The sequence below is a fragment of the Cupriavidus sp. BIC8F genome, assembly GCF_032465815.1.
Lineage (GTDB): Bacteria > Pseudomonadota > Gammaproteobacteria > Burkholderiales > Burkholderiaceae > Cupriavidus > Cupriavidus necator.
The window spans coordinates 2,897,404-2,914,214 of record NZ_CP136095.1; the positions used below are offsets into that span (position 1 = coordinate 2,897,404).

At 65.7% G+C, this 16,811-nt stretch carries 14 protein-coding genes and 1 pseudogene; 7 read left to right on the forward strand and 8 right to left on the reverse strand.

From position 1 onward, the window contains the following. Positions 1–10 precede the first annotated feature (10 nt). Positions 11–277, forward strand: a complete 267-nt coding sequence (locus RS901_RS33530) for a PepSY domain-containing protein (protein WP_041228530.1) — start codon at positions 11–13, stop codon at positions 275–277. Positions 278–302: 25 nt separating this feature from the next. Next, positions 303–932 (forward strand): cytochrome b/b6 domain-containing protein, encoded by a 630-nt coding sequence (locus RS901_RS33535; protein ID WP_410054205.1) that lies wholly within the window; start codon positions 303–305, stop codon positions 930–932. Here the strand turns inward: RS901_RS33535 and RS901_RS33540 are convergent. From RS901_RS33540 to RS901_RS33550, 3 genes and pseudogenes are all read right to left on the reverse strand, one after another. Then, positions 912–1,265 carry a LysR substrate-binding domain-containing protein gene (locus tag RS901_RS33540; RefSeq protein ID WP_316157349.1) on the reverse strand — a complete coding sequence of 118 codons (354 nt, stop codon included), beginning with the start codon at positions 1,263–1,265 and terminating at the stop codon, positions 912–914. The genes RS901_RS33535 and RS901_RS33540 overlap by 21 nt on opposite strands. After that, the gene (gene tnpC / locus RS901_RS33545) at positions 1,262–2,716 is read right to left on the reverse strand and encodes an IS66 family transposase (RefSeq protein ID WP_316148913.1); all 1,455 of its coding nucleotides are present in this window, start codon (positions 2,714–2,716) and stop codon (positions 1,262–1,264) included. Before tnpC ends, RS901_RS33540 begins: the two co-directional genes overlap by 4 nt. A 48-nt stretch (positions 2,717–2,764) precedes the next feature. Beyond that, a pseudogene (locus tag RS901_RS33550) lies at positions 2,765–3,370 on the reverse strand (LysR family transcriptional regulator); the annotation flags it as partial. A 149-nt stretch (positions 3,371–3,519) separates the two neighbouring features. Here RS901_RS33550 and RS901_RS33555 point away from each other — a divergent pair. The 5 genes from RS901_RS33555 to RS901_RS33575 all read left to right on the forward strand — a co-directional run bounded on the left by RS901_RS33555 (position 3,520) and on the right by RS901_RS33575 (position 10,632). After that, positions 3,520–4,719: a fumarylacetoacetate hydrolase family protein gene (locus RS901_RS33555; RefSeq protein WP_316154952.1), complete on the forward strand. Its 1,200-nt coding sequence runs from the start codon at positions 3,520–3,522 to the stop codon at positions 4,717–4,719. Positions 4,720–4,852: 133 nt separating this feature from the next. Beyond that, positions 4,853–6,184, forward strand: coding sequence for an MFS transporter (locus tag RS901_RS33560; protein ID WP_316154953.1), 1,332 nt, complete (start codon positions 4,853–4,855; stop codon positions 6,182–6,184). Positions 6,185–6,220: 36 nt separating this feature from the next. Continuing rightward, the gene (locus RS901_RS33565) at positions 6,221–7,825 is read left to right on the forward strand and encodes an aldehyde dehydrogenase (NADP(+)) (RefSeq protein WP_316154954.1); all 1,605 of its coding nucleotides are present in this window, start codon (positions 6,221–6,223) and stop codon (positions 7,823–7,825) included. Beyond that, positions 7,822–9,378: an altronate dehydratase family protein gene (locus RS901_RS33570; protein ID WP_316154955.1), complete on the forward strand. Its 1,557-nt coding sequence runs from the start codon at positions 7,822–7,824 to the stop codon at positions 9,376–9,378. Before RS901_RS33565 ends, RS901_RS33570 begins: the two co-directional genes overlap by 4 nt. 279 nt (positions 9,379–9,657) lie before the next feature. Next, positions 9,658–10,632, forward strand: coding sequence for a tripartite tricarboxylate transporter substrate binding protein (locus RS901_RS33575; RefSeq protein WP_316154956.1), 975 nt, complete (start codon positions 9,658–9,660; stop codon positions 10,630–10,632). A gap of 169 nt (positions 10,633–10,801) precedes the next feature. On the opposite strand, the gene RS901_RS33580 is transcribed toward RS901_RS33575, so the two are convergent. The 5 genes from RS901_RS33580 to RS901_RS33600 form a co-directional block, all read right to left on the reverse strand. Continuing rightward, positions 10,802–11,581 (reverse strand): DeoR/GlpR family DNA-binding transcription regulator, encoded by a 780-nt coding sequence (locus tag RS901_RS33580; RefSeq protein ID WP_316154957.1) that lies wholly within the window; start codon positions 11,579–11,581, stop codon positions 10,802–10,804. A gap of 79 nt (positions 11,582–11,660) precedes the next feature. Beyond that, a complete protein-coding gene (gene pdxA / locus RS901_RS33585; RefSeq protein WP_316154958.1) occupies positions 11,661–12,662 on the reverse strand; it encodes a 4-hydroxythreonine-4-phosphate dehydrogenase PdxA in 1,002 nt (333 codons plus the stop codon). Positions 12,663–12,698: 36 nt separating this feature from the next. Continuing rightward, positions 12,699–13,946, reverse strand: coding sequence for a D-threonate kinase (gene dtnK / locus RS901_RS33590; protein ID WP_316154959.1), 1,248 nt, complete (start codon positions 13,944–13,946; stop codon positions 12,699–12,701). Continuing rightward, positions 13,943–14,926, reverse strand: coding sequence for a 2-keto-3-deoxygluconate permease (locus RS901_RS33595; protein WP_018312661.1), 984 nt, complete (start codon positions 14,924–14,926; stop codon positions 13,943–13,945). The genes dtnK and RS901_RS33595 overlap by 4 nt, the downstream gene beginning before the upstream one ends. A gap of 631 nt (positions 14,927–15,557) precedes the next feature. Further along, positions 15,558–16,796 carry an NADH:flavin oxidoreductase/NADH oxidase family protein gene (locus tag RS901_RS33600; RefSeq protein WP_316154960.1) on the reverse strand — a complete coding sequence of 413 codons (1,239 nt, stop codon included), beginning with the start codon at positions 16,794–16,796 and terminating at the stop codon, positions 15,558–15,560. Positions 16,797–16,811 lie beyond the last annotated feature (15 nt).

A 16,811-nucleotide genomic window follows, 5' to 3' on the forward strand; every position in this document is an offset into this window, starting at 1 on the left:
GAGACGTCTCATGCTTAGAATTGGCGCGCTGATGGCAATGATCCTGGTGTCCGGTTCCGCGCTGGCCAGCGCGAAATGTCCCGCGCACCCCAAGAGCGATTGGATGAAGGAGAGCGATGCCCGCGCCAAGATTGAGGCGCAGGGCTACAACATCAAGAAGTTCAAGGTCGACGGGAATTGCTACGAGATCTACGGCACGACCAAGGAAGGAAAGAAGGCGGAGATCTACTTCGATACCAAGACGCTGGACATAGTCAAGGCGGAAATCGAGAAGTAACGCCGCACCTCCCCGCCGCCGCGCCATGAAGCCTTCGCGCCAGTCTGTCCAGGTCTGGGATCCCATTGTCCGTTTCACGCACTGGGGCGTGGCGACACTGGTGCTCTGGGGCCTGTACGAGGATTCCGGCGGGCCGCTGCACCGCAACCTTGGCTACGCGGCCGCGTGCCTGGTGCTTGTCCGCGTGGCGTGGGGCATGATGGGCAGCGGCGCGGGGAATATCCGCGAATGGGTTCCCGGCCGCAGCGGCGTGGTTGCCTATGTCAAGGCCGCCGTTGCCGGGCGTCCGCCCCGCCACCTTGGCCACAATCCGCTTGGCGCGCTGATGATGCTGGTGCTGTGGATCCTCATCCTTTCACTTGCCGCCACCGGCTGGATGTCGAGACTGGATATGTTCTGGGGCGAAGACTGGCCCAAGGACCTCCACGGCGTTCTCGCCAACGTGCTGTTGGCGCTGGTGAGCGTGCATGTTGTCGCCGCGATTCTGATGAGCCGGTTGCACAAGGAAAACCTGATCCTGTCCATGGTGACCGGAAGGAAACCGGCGGCGCCGGATCAACGCAAGCCATCTGCCGGGGACGACAAATCCACCAGCCCATCGGGCCCGCCCGTTGTCGCCGACTCACGTGCCGTCTCACCGGGCCGCCGCCCGTAGCGCTGCCATGAACTGCAGCATGGCCTCCGACGGCAACTCATTCTTGCGGGTGACAATGCCGTAGCTCGACATAGCGCGCCGGATCGGCACCGGCACGTGCGCCAGCATGCCTTCCGCGACGAAGCGCTCGACCACGGCGCGCGGCTGCAGCGAAAGCATATCCGTCGCCTGCAGCAGCTCCAGCGTGGAAAAGATTGACGGTGTTTCCACCATGCCGACCAGGCCCTGGATGCCTGCCGCCGCAATGGTTTCATCGAACAGTTGCCGGATGGCGGTGAGCTGCGGGTAAAGGATCCACGGCCATGCGCCGATGTCGGCAATTTCCGTAACTATTCAGCGGGCATGGGCGAAAGCACGTTGCCGGTGAACGCGTGAGCCAAGGCTTCAAAGAGAGGTCGGGACTGCTTGCGCAGGGTGGCGAGGTAGGAGCGGATGGTGCAGAACGCGTCGAGACCGTTTTGGCTGCGGAAGCAGCCAGAGACTTTCTGCTTGAGCTTGGGCATGCGGATGTCGCGCTCGGCCAGATTATTCGTAAATGGCACCCGATGATCGGCAATAAAGCGCCAGACCTGGTCGGCATGACGTTCCAGACGCGCCAGCAGATTGAACGCAGGGCTTTGCTTGATCTTGCCTCGCTGCTTTGCCTGCGAGGGGGCACGCTGCTGCTGCGGATTGAGTCTACGGCCTTCGGCAATCAACTTGCTCGAACGCTGCCGGTAGTAACTTTGACGCTGTTTGGGCAGGCTCTGCGCACCCTGGTCGATACTGCGGCCGACCTCGCCGCACGCTTGGCGCAGCAGCTCAATCAGCTTTGCGGCCCAGGGCTGCTGTGTGGTTTCCGAGATGAAAATCAGCTCGCGCAGGTGATGGGCGTTGCACAACGCGTGCTCGCATTCATAGTGCGCATAGGGGGCCCAGCCGTCATGCACGGCAACGCCCGTGAACGCCGGGAGAATGCCGTGACTGTCCATGGCCTCTTTGCCCCGCTTCTGATGCGCGCCCAGCCAGCTGAGCATCGCCGTCGATACGCTATGCAGCCAGTGAAGCTTGCCTGCCACGTGCACCCCCGATTCGTCGAAGTGTGCCACGGTCGCCTCCTGCAACGCCTGCCTGATCTGTGCAACGGCAGGCTTGAGCGCAAAGGCGGCTTCGTTGATGCAGTTCTGGACTGTACCTGTGCTCAGCCGCACACCGAACAGATCGGCCAGCGCCTGGGTCGTACGGTCCACCGGCAGCTGCTGATATTGCGTCAGGTACACGACTGCCGCCTTGATCTGCGATCCGTACTGCGCCGCCTGACTCACGCCTGCGGGGAACGCTGCGCGATGCACCTTCCCGCATCCGCACTGTGCCCGCTCGACGCGATGCTCGGTCACTTCAAAGCGGATTGGCGGCAGGTCAATGACCTGCCGCGATTCGGCCAATACCGACACGTCCTCGCGGGCAATCGGCTGACCACAAGCGTCGCACAACGGCGCAACCGAATGGATTTCAACGTGATCAGGCTGCTCAACGCGCTTGAGCGTGTTGCCCTTGTGGCCGGGCTGACCACCGGCCTTTGCTTTGCCACGCTCGCGCAGAGACTTCGGCTTGCGGCGCAAGCCATCCGACGATGGCGGCTTGCTCGAGTTGTGACTGTCCTTCCCGAGCCTTGCCTCCAACTCATCCACCCGCTTCAGAAGCGTATTGACCATTGCGACCAGTTCGATGATGAACGCATCTTTCTGCTCGTGCGTCATCGACTTCAAATCGGGAACCGGCAACTCGGGGGTCTTATTCGACATCCCGACACTATGCCGGGTTCAGCCAATGTTTACAACACCCGCTGAATAGTTACCAATTTCCAGCCTGGGCCTGTCCAGCAGGGGATGTCCCGGCCGGCAGACGACCCATACCGGCTCCGGTGACAGTGCCTCGAAATCGAAGATCGCCTGGTGCCGTGGCTCGGTCAGGCGCCCGACCATGATGTCCAGCTTCCGGTCTTCCAGCCAGACGGCGAGTTGGTCACTGCTCTGCTCGATCAGCTTGACGACGAGCCGCGGGCGCTGCTGCAGGATCTCGCGGATCGCCGTGGTCACCACCTGCGCGGCCGACGCCGAAATCGCGCCAACGGTGAGGTGGCCGTGCCCGCCGGCCCGCAGCGCTTCCAGTTCGCTCACAAACTTGCCGAGTTCGGCCAGCGCCGTCGACGCATAGCGCAGCGCGAACTCGCCCAATTCGGTCGGACGCATATCCCTTGGCAGGCGATCGAACAGCCTGGCCTGCAGAGTGTCTTCAATGTCGCTCAGTATCTTCGTGGCAGCCGGCTGGGTGATATGCAGTTGCTCGGCCGCGATGCGCAGGTTGCGGCTGCGTCCCAGCACATCCAACAGCTGCAGGTGCCGGAAGCGCAGCTTGGCGAGCACGGCGGAAGGGGCAGAAGCAGTTTGTCTGGCCATGGACAGGGTAAACCCAATTGAATCAATAACTAAACGGAATTGATTCTACCCAATAATCGATTGGATGTTTATCGGACTGCCACGTAGAGTTCCACCCAACGCTGCGGTGGTCGCAGCGCGCTCATGACAACATCAGGTGGAGACAATCGATGGCATTGCCGCTCACGCTCAGCGCAACGCAAACGCTTCCTGCCGACGGGCTGGCGGGGACGCTGGTCGGCCGCGCATGGATCCCGGCCAGTGACGGCGTTCCGGCCGGCCCGGCTGTCGTGGTCCTGCGGCCGGATGGGGTATTCGACATATCGGATGTCGCTCCAACCATGAGCACCCTGCTCGAACAGGGTGACCCGGTGGCAGTCGTGCACAATACGCCCGGCCGCTGGATCGGCAAGCTGGACGACCTGCTGGCCAACACGGTCGATCCGCGCGGCAGCGACGGCGTGGCCCGCCTGCTGGCGCCACGCGACCTGCAGGTGATCAAGGCGGCAGGCGTGACCTTTGCCGGCAGCCTGGTCGAGCGTGTCATCGAAGAGCAGACCAAGGGCGACCCGCAAGGCGCCGCCGAGGTCCGCAAGCGGATCCAGGCGCTGGTGGGCGAGCGCCTGTCCCGGATCCGGCCGGGTTCCCGCGAGGCGGGCGAACTCAAGGCCTTGCTGATCGAGCATGGCATGTGGTCGCAATACCTCGAGGTGGGCATCGGCCCGGATGCCGAGATCTTCACCAAGGCACCGCTGCTTTCGGCGCTTGGCATCGGTACGGAAATCGGCCTGCATCCCGGTTCGGCATGGAACAATCCGGAACCCGAGATCGTGCTGGCCATCAACAGCCGCGGTGATGTGCTCGGCGCCACGCTGGGCAATGACGTCAACCTGCGCGATTTCGAGGGCCGCAGTGCGCTGCTGCTGGGCAAGGCCAAGGACAATAACGGCTCCTGCGCGATCGGTCCGTTCCTGCGCCTGTTCGACCAGAGCTTCTCGCTCGACGACGTGCGGCGGGCGACGGTGGATCTGCGCGTCGATGGCCTGGACGGCTTCGTGTTGTCCGGCACCAGTTCGATGGACCAGATCACGCGCGACCCGCTGGAGCTGGCCGAGCAGGCAATGGGGGCGACCCACCAGTATCCCGATGGCGCCATGCTGTTCCTCGGTACGCTGTTCGCGCCGGTGGAAGACCGCGACACCGCGGGCGGCGGCTTCACCCACAAGGATGGTGATCTTGTCACCATCTCCAGCCGCCAGCTCGGCAGCCTGGTCAACCGCGTGGGCCGCAGCGACCGCATCGCTCCGTGGACGTTCGGCGTACGCGCCCTGATGGCCAACCTGGCCGCACGTGGCCACACCACTTTCTGAACGGCGATTTCTGAACGGGCGCCACGGCACCCCGCCCTGAACACCGCAGCTACCCTCGCGCAAGCAAAAAGATGGGGATGCCGCAATCCATGACATGAGGCCGCGACGCGCGGCTTCGTACCGGAGACAACCCATGCAGACTCAAGCTGCCAACCACGATCCGCTCGCAAGCGCGGTAAGCAAGGCCCGCCTGCGCCTCGCGCCTTTCCTTGCATTGATGTTCGCGCTGTCGATGCTCGACCGCTCCAACGTCGGCTTCGTCAAGCAAGCCCTGATGGTCGATTCCAATATCGGCAACGCGGCCTATGCGCTTGGCGCCGGCATCTTCTTCATCGGCTATGCCGTCTTCGAGATCCCCAGCAACCTGATCCTGCACCGGGTCGGCGCCAGGGTCTGGCTCAGCCGCATCATGGTCACCTGGGGGCTGGCGTCGGCGGCCATGATGTTCGCGCATGACGAGACCTCGTTCTACGTGCTGCGCTTTATCCTTGGCATCGCCGAAGCGGGCTTCTCGCCGGGCGTGATCCTGTACTCGACCTACTGGTTCCCTGCCAGCCAGCGCGGCAAGGCGCTCGGCGTCTACTACTTCGGCTTGCCGGTGGCACTGGTGCTGGGCGGGCCGGTCTCGGGGCTGCTGCTCGATGTGATGGGTGGCCAGCTGGGCCTGCGCAACTGGCAATGGATGTTCATCATCGAAGGCCTGGCGGCGTCGGTGGTGGGCGTGATCGCCTTCTTCTACCTGGTCAGCAAGCCGCGCGATGCCAAGTGGCTGAACGCCGACGAGAAGACTGCGCTCGAAGCCGCTATCGCCGCGGAAGACAACCAGAAGACCGCGCATGGCCCGGCAACCGCACTGAGCGCGCTGGGCAACTGGCAAGTGCTGCGTTTCGTCGCCATCTACTTCGCCATCCAGGTCAGCGTCTACGGCGTCATCTTCTACCTGCCGACGCGTATTTCCGAGCTGACCGGCACGGCGATTGGCGCCAAGGTCGGCCTGCTCACCGCGATTCCGTGGCTGTGCGCGCTGGTTTCCCTGCGCCTGATCACCGGCATCGCGGATGCCAAGGGCAAGCAACGGGAATTCGCCATGGCCATGCTCGCCATGGCGGCCACCGGCATAGCACTGTCGACGCTGGGGCACGAACTGGTGCCCGTGCTGATGGCTTTCTGCCTGGCTACCGTCGGCTTTGTCGTGGTCCAGCCGCTGTTCTGGACACTGCCCACCGCGTACCTGAGTGGCACCGCCGCGGCCAGCGGCATCGCCCTGATCGGTGCGCTGGGCAATCTCGGTGGCTTTATCGCGCCGACGCTGAAGACCGCGGTCGAATCCGCATTCCATAGCCAGCAAGCGGGCATGCTGGCCCTGGCAATCGCAGGCGTGGTCGGCGTGCTGCTGCTGATGAGCATCGGCGCACGGGCCCGCCGCACCGCGACGTTGCGGCTCGGCTCCTCCGAGGCGGCCTGACTGCGTCACGTATTCCCTGCACCAAAACACCCTGACATGACCATCCTCGGACTTCACTACATCGGCGGCGAACGCCGTGCCGCCGGCACCCCGCTGTTCAGCATCGACGCCGTGACCGGCGAGCGGTACCCGGTCAGCTTCCACGAAGCCACCGAAACCGAAGCTGCAGCAGCCGCGCTGGCCGCGCACCAGGCCTTCCCGGCGTTGCACGCCACCAGCCCGGCCGAACGCGCCGCGCTGCTGGAAACCATCGCCGATGAAATCGACGCGCTGGACCAGGCGTTCATCGCGGCGGCCAGCCGCGAAACCGCCCTGCCGCCGGCGCGGCTGGAAGGCGAGCGCAAGCGCACCAGCAGTCAGCTGCGCATGTTCGCGGCCACGGTACAGCGCGGCGACTTCCTCGATGTCCGCATCGACCGCGCGCAGCCTTCGCGCCAGCCGCTGCCGCGACCCGACCTGCGGCAGTACCGCGTCGGCGTGGGGCCGGTGGCGGTCTTCGGCGCCGGCAATTTCCCGCTCGCATTCTCGGTGGCCGGTGGCGACACGGCTTCGGCGCTGGCAGCGGGCTGCCCGGTGGTGGTGAAGGCACATCCGGGCCACATGGTCACGTCTGAATACGTTGCTAATGCGATCGAACGCGCGATCGCGCGCAGCGATGCACCGGCGGGCGTATTCAACATGGTGTTCGGCACCGCAACCGCCGGGGCGGCACTGGTACGGGCGCCGCGCATCAAGGCAGTGGGCTTTACCGGATCACTGGCTGCGGGCCGGGCTTTGTTCGATCTGGCGCAAACGAGGCCGGATCCGATTCCGGTGTTCGCGGAGATGTCGAGCGTGAACCCGGTGTTCCTGATGCCCTCGGCACTGTCCGCTCGCGGCGCGCAGATTGCGCGCGAACTGGCGGCCTCGGTCACCATCGGCTGCGGCCAGCTCTGCACCAACCCGGGGGTGGTGCTTGGCATCCGCTCGCCGGCATTCGATGCGTTCGTCGCCGAACTCGGCACGGCACTGGCGCTGGCCGAGCCGCAGCCCATGCTGGGCGCCGGCATCCGGGAAAATTTCCAGCGCGGGCTGGCCGGCTTGCGCGAAGTCCCCGGCGTGGAAATCCTAGTATCAAAGCAAGCGGACGGCCATATCGGCGGGCATCTGCTGAAGGCCGATCGCAGCGTGCTGTTTGCGGAAAATCGTCCGCTGGAGGAGGAGGTGTTCGGCCCGTCGACGGTGATCGTCGCGCTGGATTCCGAAGACGACTTCCTGGCCTTTGCCGAACGGATGCGCGGCCAGCTTACGGCCACGCTGATGGCCGATGACGGTGACCTCCATCACCACGCCGCGCTGATCGCGCTATTGGAAAGCAAGGTCGGCCGTTTGCTCTTCAACGGTTACCCGACCGGCGTGGAAGTCAGCGACGCCATCGTCCACGGCGGCCCCTACCCGGCTACCACCGATGCGCGCGGCACCTCCGTCGGCAGCGCTGCCATCGAGCGCTTCCTGCGCCCGGTGTGCTACCAGAACTATCCCGATTCCGTGCTCCCGCCGGCCTTGCGCGACCGTAACCCGTGGCAGTTGCCGCGCCTGGTCGACGGCGTGCCGACACGCGCCGCGCTGCAAGGCGCGCACGATCTGGAGGCCGCAGCATGAGCATCGTTCTGGAACAGGAAGCAGCAACCGCCGCCGAACCCGTCATACGGCTGCATCCGGATGACGATGTCGTCATCGCGCGTGCGCAGCTGGTGGCAGGCGCGCGCCTCGGCGCAGGCCTGGTGGTACGCGGCCTGGTGCCCGCAGGGCACAAGCTGGCAGTGCGCGCACTCCAGGCCGGCGCACCGGTGCGCCGCTACGGACAGGTCATCGGCTTCGCCACGCGCCCGGTCGCGCCAGGCGAGCACGTCCACACCCACAACCTGGCCATCGGCGCGTTCGAGCGCGACTACGCGTTTGGCACCGGTAAGCGCCCTGCCGCGATGGCGGCGCAGCGCGCGCAATTCATGGGCATCGTCCGCGCCGATGGGCGAGTCGGCACGCGCAACTACATCGGCATCCTTACCTCCGTCAATTGCTCTGCCACCGCGGCACGCGCCATCGCCGAGCATTTCCGGCGCGAGCTCAATCCGCAGGCGCTGGCAGACTACCCGAACGTGGATGGCGTGGTGGCCCTGACGCACGGGCAAGGCTGCGCGGTGGATGGCGAAGGCGAAGGCCTGGCGCTGCTGCGACGCACGTTGGCGGGCTATGCGCGCCACCCCAACTTTGCAGCCGTGCTGATCGTCGGGCTGGGCTGCGAAACCAACCAGATCGACGGCCTGCTCGACAGCGAGGGACTGGCACGCGGCGCCGCGCTGAAAACCATGACCATCCAGGCCACCGGCGGCACGGCCCGTACGGTGGCGGCAGGCATCGAGCAGATCAAGGCGATGCTGCCCGACGCCAACCGGGTGCGACGCGAGCCCGTCGATGCCCGCCACCTGGTGGTCGGACTGCAATGCGGCGGCTCCGACGGCTATTCCGGCATCAGTGCCAATCCCGCGCTTGGCGCAGCCGTCGACCGGCTGGTGGCGCATGGGGGTACCGCCATCCTGTCGGAGACGCCGGAGATCTATGGCGCCGAGCATTTGCTGACGCGCCGTGCCGTCTCGCCGGAAGTCGGGCACAAGCTGCTCGACCGGATCCGCTGGTGGGAAGCCTACTGCACGCGCATGAACGCCAGCCTGGACAACAACCCGTCCGCCGGCAACAAGGCGGGCGGGCTCACCACCATCCTGGAGAAATCGCTCGGTGCCGTGGCCAAGGGCGGCACCACCAACCTGGTCGACGTATACCGCTACGCAGAGCCGGTGGAGGCGGCTGGCCTGGTCTTCATGGACACCCCCGGCTACGATCCAGTCTCGGCGACCGGACAGGTGGCCGGCGGCGCCAACCTGATCTGCTTTACCACCGGGCGCGGCTCCGCCTATGGCTGTGCACCGTCCCCGTCCCTGAAACTCGGCACCAATACTGCCTTGTGGCAGCGCCAGCAGGAGGATATCGACATCAACTGCGGCACCGTGATCGATGGCGCGCAGACGATCGACGCGCTTGGGGAAGAGATTTTCCGCCTCATGCTGGCGGCAGCGTCGGGACAGCGCTCAAAGAGCGAACTGCACGGCTACGGCCAGAACGAATTCGTTCCCTGGCAGCTTGGCGCGATCACCTGACGGAGCGTCGGTCTGGCCGCCTTCATTCGCCACTGGCCTTCGCATCCGGCCCAACGCTGAGCGTGCCTGTCATGGTCGGATGCACGGTACAGGTGTAAGGGAACAGCAGGACGTTTCGGCCGCCTGATCTACGCACGAGATCAATCAATCAACAAATGCGGATTCTCGGATAGGTTCGCCCTCCCTATACTTCGGCAGGCACCCCAAGACGCCATTAAGCGGTACAACAGATCCGCAACACGGCAGAGATGTGACCATAACCGAGGTGGAGAGATATCTATGAAAGGTAGACTGGCACCTGCGTGCGCAGGCCTGATGCTGGCATTGACCGCAAACGTCGTGGCGGCGGCGGATGCCTACCCATCCAAGCCCATCCATTTTGTCGTGCCCTATCCGCCAGGCGGGCCCACTGATCTGATGGCGCGGCTGTTGCAAGCCAGCCTTCAGTCGCGGCTTGGGGTGCCGGTAGTGGTGGAGAACCGTGCCGGTGCCGGCGGCAATATCGGAACGGATGTCGTTGCCAAAGCCGCCCCTGACGGCTACACGATCCTGCTTGCCGCAAGCGGGCCCATGGCCGTGAACCCGACCCTGTACAAGCGCTTGCCGTATAACCCGCAGGCAGACCTTGCGCCAGTCATCCAGATCTCCGCGTTCCCGCTGGTGCTGGAGGTCCATCCGGACAGGTCGGCCAAGGAAGTGAAATCCTTCATCACCTCGGTCCGAAACCAGCCGGGCGACTACAGCTTTGCATCGGCCGGCAATGGCACGCCGCAGCACCTGGCCGGAGAGTTGTTCAATACCACCGTCGGCACGAAGATGCAGCATGTCGCCTATAAGGGCGCGGGGCCCGCGTTAAACGACGTGCTCGCCGGGCAGGTGCCGGTCATGTTTGACATCCTTGCGAGTTCCCTGCCCTATATCAAGTCTGGCAAGCTTCGCCCGCTCGCTGTCACGACGAAGACTCGCGTGCCGGCGTTGCCGGACGTACCGACGCTGGCGGAGTCGGGCATGCCAGGGTTCGACTTCGTAGCGTGGCATGGCATCGCCGTGCCAGCCGCGACGCCGCGTGACATAGTGATCAAGCTCAATAGCGTGATCAACGCGAGTTTCAAGGATCCCGAGTTCCGCAAGCGCTGGGAGGCGATCGGAACCCCGGCGGTTGGTGGCACGCCGGAGGCCTTTGGCACGCTGATCCGCAGCGAAACCACGCGCCTGGGGAAGATCGTTCGGGACACAGGTGCAACGGTTGACTAAGTGGGTCTGAACCTTCCTCTGGTCACCTGACGCGTCCCGTCGCCAATTGCGCGCCAATCAACACTGCATTGGCCGCAACTGGCGGAGCGTCACCTTACACTCACCTGCCGGGGCCAGGGGGCACCGCTCGCAGATTTAACGCTTCTCAGCAGCAGCTGCGCGCGGGGAATCAGTCGGTGGCGACCGCCACACGTACCTGCTTTAATGCCTGGAACGGTTCCAACTGCTCGGCCGTGGCCGCCGCATCGGTAATCAACGTCCATGTGCGGTCGAGCGGCGTCCAGTGCTGCTGCTGTGCCCGGCCCAGCTTCGTAGCGTCGGCCAGCACAAAGATATCGGCCGCCTGGCGGACGATGCACTCCTTCAGGTAGGCCTGCTCCGCGCTGGCTTCGCACAGCCCCACGCCTGCGACCACGCCGTCCGCGCCAAGGAACGCCTTGTCGACGCTGATGCGCGACAGCGTTACCTGGGCCAGCGGACCGAAGGTGCCCATGCTGGAGGGGCGCACGTCGCCGCCGATCAGCGTCACGCGGATGCCGGGCAGGCCGGTGAGCGCGGTGACGGCCAGCAGGTTAGTCGTGTAGACATGGAGGTCTTCGCGCGCCCCCAGCTGCCGAGCCAGCGCAGCGGCCGTGGTGCCGCTATCGAGCAGCACGGCGTCGCCGTCCTGCACGAAGCTCGCGGCCAGGCGGGCAATGGCTTCCTTCTGCTCACGCTGCAGCGACTTGCGCTCCTCAAGCGAGGCCTCGGGCTCGTGGCCGCCTACCTGCATCAGCGCGGCGGCGCCGCCGTAGGTCCGCACAATGCGACCCTCGCGAGCCAGCGCGGTCAGATCGCGGCGCACCGTGGCCACGGAAACCCCGAGGCTGCCGGTCAACTGTTCGACATTGGCGACCTCGCCCGAGAGCACGAGTTCGAGAATGGCGCGGCGGCGGTCGGCGGCTTTCATGGCAGGCGAAATGAAAATGGGGGATCCTCAACGATCCCCGATCTTACAGGAGCCGGCAGCCCCGGCGCGCGCCGATGGCTCAGGCGCGGCGCGTGGCCAGCTCAGCGCCCTGGCGCAGCGCCTCCAGCAGGCTGCGTTCGTCGGCGATTCCCTTGCCGGCGATGTCGAAGGCGGTGCCGTGATCCACCGACGTGCGGATGACCGGCAGGCCCACCGTGATGTTGACGCCGGCCTCCAGGCCGAGCACCTTGACCGGCCCGTGGCCCTGGTCGTGGTACATCGCCACCACCAGATCGAAATCACCGCGGCCGGCGCGATAGAACAGCGTATCGGCGGGCAGCGGACCTTCCACGTCCCAGCCGCGCGCGCGCAAGGCCTCGACCGCCGGGATAATCTTTTCCTCCTCCTCGCCGTGGCCGAACAGGCCGTTCTCGCCGGCGTGCGGATTGATGCCGCACACGCCGATGCGCGGCGATGCAATGCCAGCGCGCTGCAGCGTCTGATGGCCGCGCTCGATCGTGCGCTGGACCAGGCCCGGCTCAATCTTGCGGATGGCGTCGAGCAGGCCGATGTGCGTGGTGACGTGGATCACGCGCAGCTTCGGCGCCACCAGCATCATCGACACCTCCGGGGTGCCGGTCAGGTACGCCAGCATTTCCGTGTGGCCGGGAAACTTGTGACCACCCGCGTGCAGGGCTTCCTTGTTCAGCGGCGCTGTGCAGATCGCATCGATCTTCTCGTCGCGGGTCAGTGCCACCGCGCGCTCGATGTAGCGGAAGGCGGCATCGCCGGCGACGCCGGACAGCTTGCCGAAGGGCAGGTCTTCCGGGATCAGGCCCAGGTCGATGCAGTCGATGGTGCCGGCCTGGAAGCGCGCTTCCTCCGGGGCCTGGATGGCGCGCACCTTAAGCGGGGAGCCGACGAGCCGGCCGGCCAGTTCCAGCCGGCGCGCGTCGCCGATGACGAGCGGGCGGCATTGCGCACGAACGCTGTCATGCGCGAGGCTCTTGACGATGACTTCGGGGCCGATGCCTGTGGCATCGCCCATGGTGATACCGATGACGGGGAGGTAGTCGCTCATTTATGTGTCTCTTGTCGAGTGTGGCGCGGCGCGCCGTCAGGCTGACGGCGCGCGGGATTCAGTCATAGCCTGCCACGCAAGCCACAGGGCGGCCTCGGAGCCGAATGCACCGGCCTTGGTAGCAACGCGGCGCGCGGGCACGCCAGGCAGCGCAGGCGTGTCGGACAACGGCACACCGGGCTCGACTTCGCGCCGCAGCGTCAGGGCGCCGATGCCGGCCGCCGAGAGCATGGCCCGAGCCGTCTCGCCGCCGGTGGCGATCAGGCCGCGCGTATGCTGGAAGCCGGGCAAGGACATTTGCGCCAGCGCGGCGCTCAGGCGCGGCCCTTCGCCCGGGTCGAACGCGTCGTCGCGACCAATGCTGACCAGCAGGTCGCCGCCTGCCCGCAGGCATTCGGTGATCGATTGCTGCGCGGCGTCCCACTCAGCGTGGCCCGCACCTTCGCGCAGGATCCGCGGCGGGACTACCATCGATGGCATCCCGGTGCGTTCGCGCAGGCACGCGGCCTGTCGCCCGGAGATGCCCGAGAGGCTGCCGACCAGCGTCAGGACCGGGCCGCCCTCAAGGGCAGGCAGCGGCTGCGGCGCACCGCCTTCGAACAGGCATTGTGCAGCCAGCGCACGAGCCAGGCCGCCCGAGCCGACCCAGAATGCGGGGACGTCGAGCTGCGCCGTGGCTGCGGCCAGCGCCACCAGGTCTTGCTCCGTCTGCGCATCGCAGACGACGGCCTGCACGCCTTCGCGCGCCAGTCCGGCGATGGTCAGCCGCAGGGCCGCGTCACCCGCGCGCACCGCGTCCAGCGGCAACAGGGTCACCCGCAGCCCCTGCGCGGCCAGCAGCGCGACAAGGTCGGCACGTCCGGTAAGCGCTTCCAGGCGCCAGATGTCGGAGTCTTCCAGCGGCTGGCCGTTCACGAACATGCAGCCGCCGGCCGTGGTGCGGCCAGTGGCCGGAAAGGCCGGCGCGACGATGGCGAGGCCTGCCAGCGGCGACAGCGCCGCGGTTTCGGCAGCCCAGTTGCCTCGCAACGTGGAATCGATCTTCTTGTACAGCCGCCGCCTGGCGCCCTGGCCGCGATGCCAGGCTTCGAGATTGCGCGCCGCCGCCTCCTGGGGCGCCATGCGGCGGCTGTCGACGTCGCAAGCCACTACGTCGGCCTGCGACAGGTCCACGCCCGCAGGCGCCGCCTCCAGCGTTACGACGGTCCGGGCGCCAGACATGGCGTAGCCAATCGCGCAGTCGGCAGCGCCTGACAGGTCGTCGGCGATGATAAGCCAGCTCATGCGGCGGTCCTCACCAACGCCTCGGCCTCCTTGCCCGCCACGCGGCGGGCGACCCAGGCGGTCACCAATGGCGTCAGTACGGCGGTGACCACCACGCAGGCGGCCACCAGGATCGTGGCGCCCTTGGCCGATTCCGCGTAGACCGGATTAGCCGCCGCTACCAGCGTCGGCACGGCGGCGGCATTGCCAGCGGTGCTGGCGGCCGCCACCCCTGCCACACCCGTGCCGCCGGTGAGGCGGTCAGCGAAGTACAGCGCGCAGCCGGTGACAGCCACCACGGCAACACCAAGGCCGAGACCCAGCATGCCCGCCTGCCAGACCTTGTGCAGGTCCAGGCCAGCGCCCAGCGCCAGCGCGAAAAAGGGGATCATGACCGGCACGGCCTTACCCAGGAAATCGCGCATCTCCCGATCCAGGTTGCCCAGCAACATGCCGAGCATGAGCGGAAGGATGCTGCCAACCATCGTCGGCCATGGGAACGCGGACAAACCCGCCACGCCCAGCGTCACCATCGTCAGGAACGGGCCGGACTCCAGCGACATGATGCTGTAGGCGCCCACGTCTTCAGGCTTGCCGTACTGGCCCATCAGCGCCATGTACAGGCCGCCATTGGTGTCGTTCATCGCGGCCACGACGGCAAGTGTCGACAAACCGGCAAACATTCCGGCACTGATCGGCGCCTCGCCCAGGAAGTGCCCCATGATCACGCCCAACACCATGGCCGTGCCGACCTTGGTGCCGAACAACACTCCGCCCTTCTTGAGAATGTAAGGCGTGGCTTTGATGTTGATGCTTGCGCCCATGCAGACATAGAACACCGCGAGGATGGGCAGGGCACCCGTAAAGAGCGCACCGGTAAACGATCCAAAGAACTTCGGCCCATCCGGCGCGAACGTGGCAACGAGCGAACCGATCAGCAGCGGCACGATCATCATGCCGCCGGGCACGCGCTCGATGGCGCGTTTGATAGAAATCTGCATGGTTGTCTCCTGCCGCTGAGGATGCGGCCTTGTATGTTTCGAGCAAACATTTGATCGAAACGATCAAATGTCATCGAAGTGTAGTGCAGCGGATTGAATTTGACCAGTTCAATCATTTATGTGATCGAAAAGATCACATGTGCAGCCAAATGCTGGCGTTCAGTCGACTTGGAGCAACCGACCAGGGTAGCGGGCTCAGAAAGGCACCACAGGTCACTCCCTTGTGTCCTGCAACATGCGGGGTGGACACCTCGCTGCATGGGCACGAGGGGCGCTCATTGAGCCGCCTCGCTACGGCATTGAGCTTGGCATCCGGCTACATGGGCGGGACTGGCGGCCAAGGGGGCGCCGGGGGCAAGGGAGCGAACTGCGGAAGTACGGGCCGGGATCGGCCGGACCGTCTCGGCATACCGACGCCGCCGGGCGTACACGAGGAGTCGGGGGACGGTGTGTTCGACGAAACAATCATCGTGCCGGGATCGCGGACACACTAGTCGATCAGGCGCCGCAACGGCAATGCGCGGGCATCAGTCTCAAGGAACTCATCTTGCACCGTGCCCTTATTGTGCATGCGATTGCCGGCAGGGACAGACTCCCAAAGAGTGAAGAGAATGGCCCCGCACAACCACCACTAACGGGCACTGGCCCGCTGCGTGGTCCATCGGCGATAGCGCCGCGTCTGGCACGAGGTGGACAGCTGCTGCAACACTAGCGCCCTGAGGGGCGAGATGCGTGGATCCGTGACACGTCCCTCACTGAGCCGTTTGAGCTGGAACTTGACGACGGCCATATTGGCCAGGGAGCCCAGCGTCTTGTTCTTCCAGGTGATCGACCGCAGCGCGGGCGCATTGTTCTTTCCTGCATGCCAGTTGCGCGGCAGGTTCGGATCGATGGACAGCGCTGTGGCGATGCCCGCCATGGCGATGCCACTGTCGATCACCTGTTCGGCCACGGCTCGGCGGCGGATGCCTCCGGTGACCATCAAGGGCATGCGCGCGACCGACGCGATGTCGCGCGCAAACTCCAGGAAGTAGGCTTCCCGGGCGAGCGTGCGGCCATCTCGGGCTTGCCCCTGCATTGCCGGCGCCTCATAGCTTCCGCCCGACAGCTCGATCAGGTCGACGTTGAGCGGATTGAGCATCTCGACCACCCGCTTCGCGTCATCGGCGCTGAAGCCGCCGCGCTGGAAGTCGGCCGAATTCAGCTTGACCGAGACCGCGAACCGGGGCGATACCGCGCTTCGTACGGACCGGACGATGTCGAGCAGCAGGCGCGCACGGTTCTCGATACTGCCGCCCCACTGGTCCTGCCGCTTGTTGGTGATCGGTGACAGGAACTGGCTCAACAGGTAGCCATGGGCCGCATGAATCTGCACCCCGGCAAAGCCGCTTCGTTCCGCCAGTTGGGCGGATCGTGTGAAGCGCTGCTGCACATCGGCGATGTCCCGGCCGGTCATTTCCCTGGGCACGGGAAACTGCTTGGACAGCGCCCCCAGGTCCAACGGAACGGCCGACGGCGCCAGCGTAGTCTGGCCGAGTGCCGCAGGCATCTGGCGCCCGGGATGGTTGATCTGCATCCAGACATGGGCGCCGCCGGCCCGTGCGGTGCGGGCCCAACGCCGGAAGCGGTCCAGGTGGGTGTCGTCTTCCAGGACCACACCGTTCGGCCCGGTCATTGCACGGTGATCCACCATGACGTTGCCGGTCAGGATCAGGCCTGCCATGCCGTTGGCCCAGGCGTCGTACAGGCGCAGCAACGCATCCGATGGGGCGTGATCCGCGTCCGCCATATTCTCTTCCATGGCCGCTTTGGCGAGACGGTTGGGAATCACAGCGCCGTTGGGCAGGGCAAGGGGTGTGAACAGCTTCATGGGAGGCATCCTGAT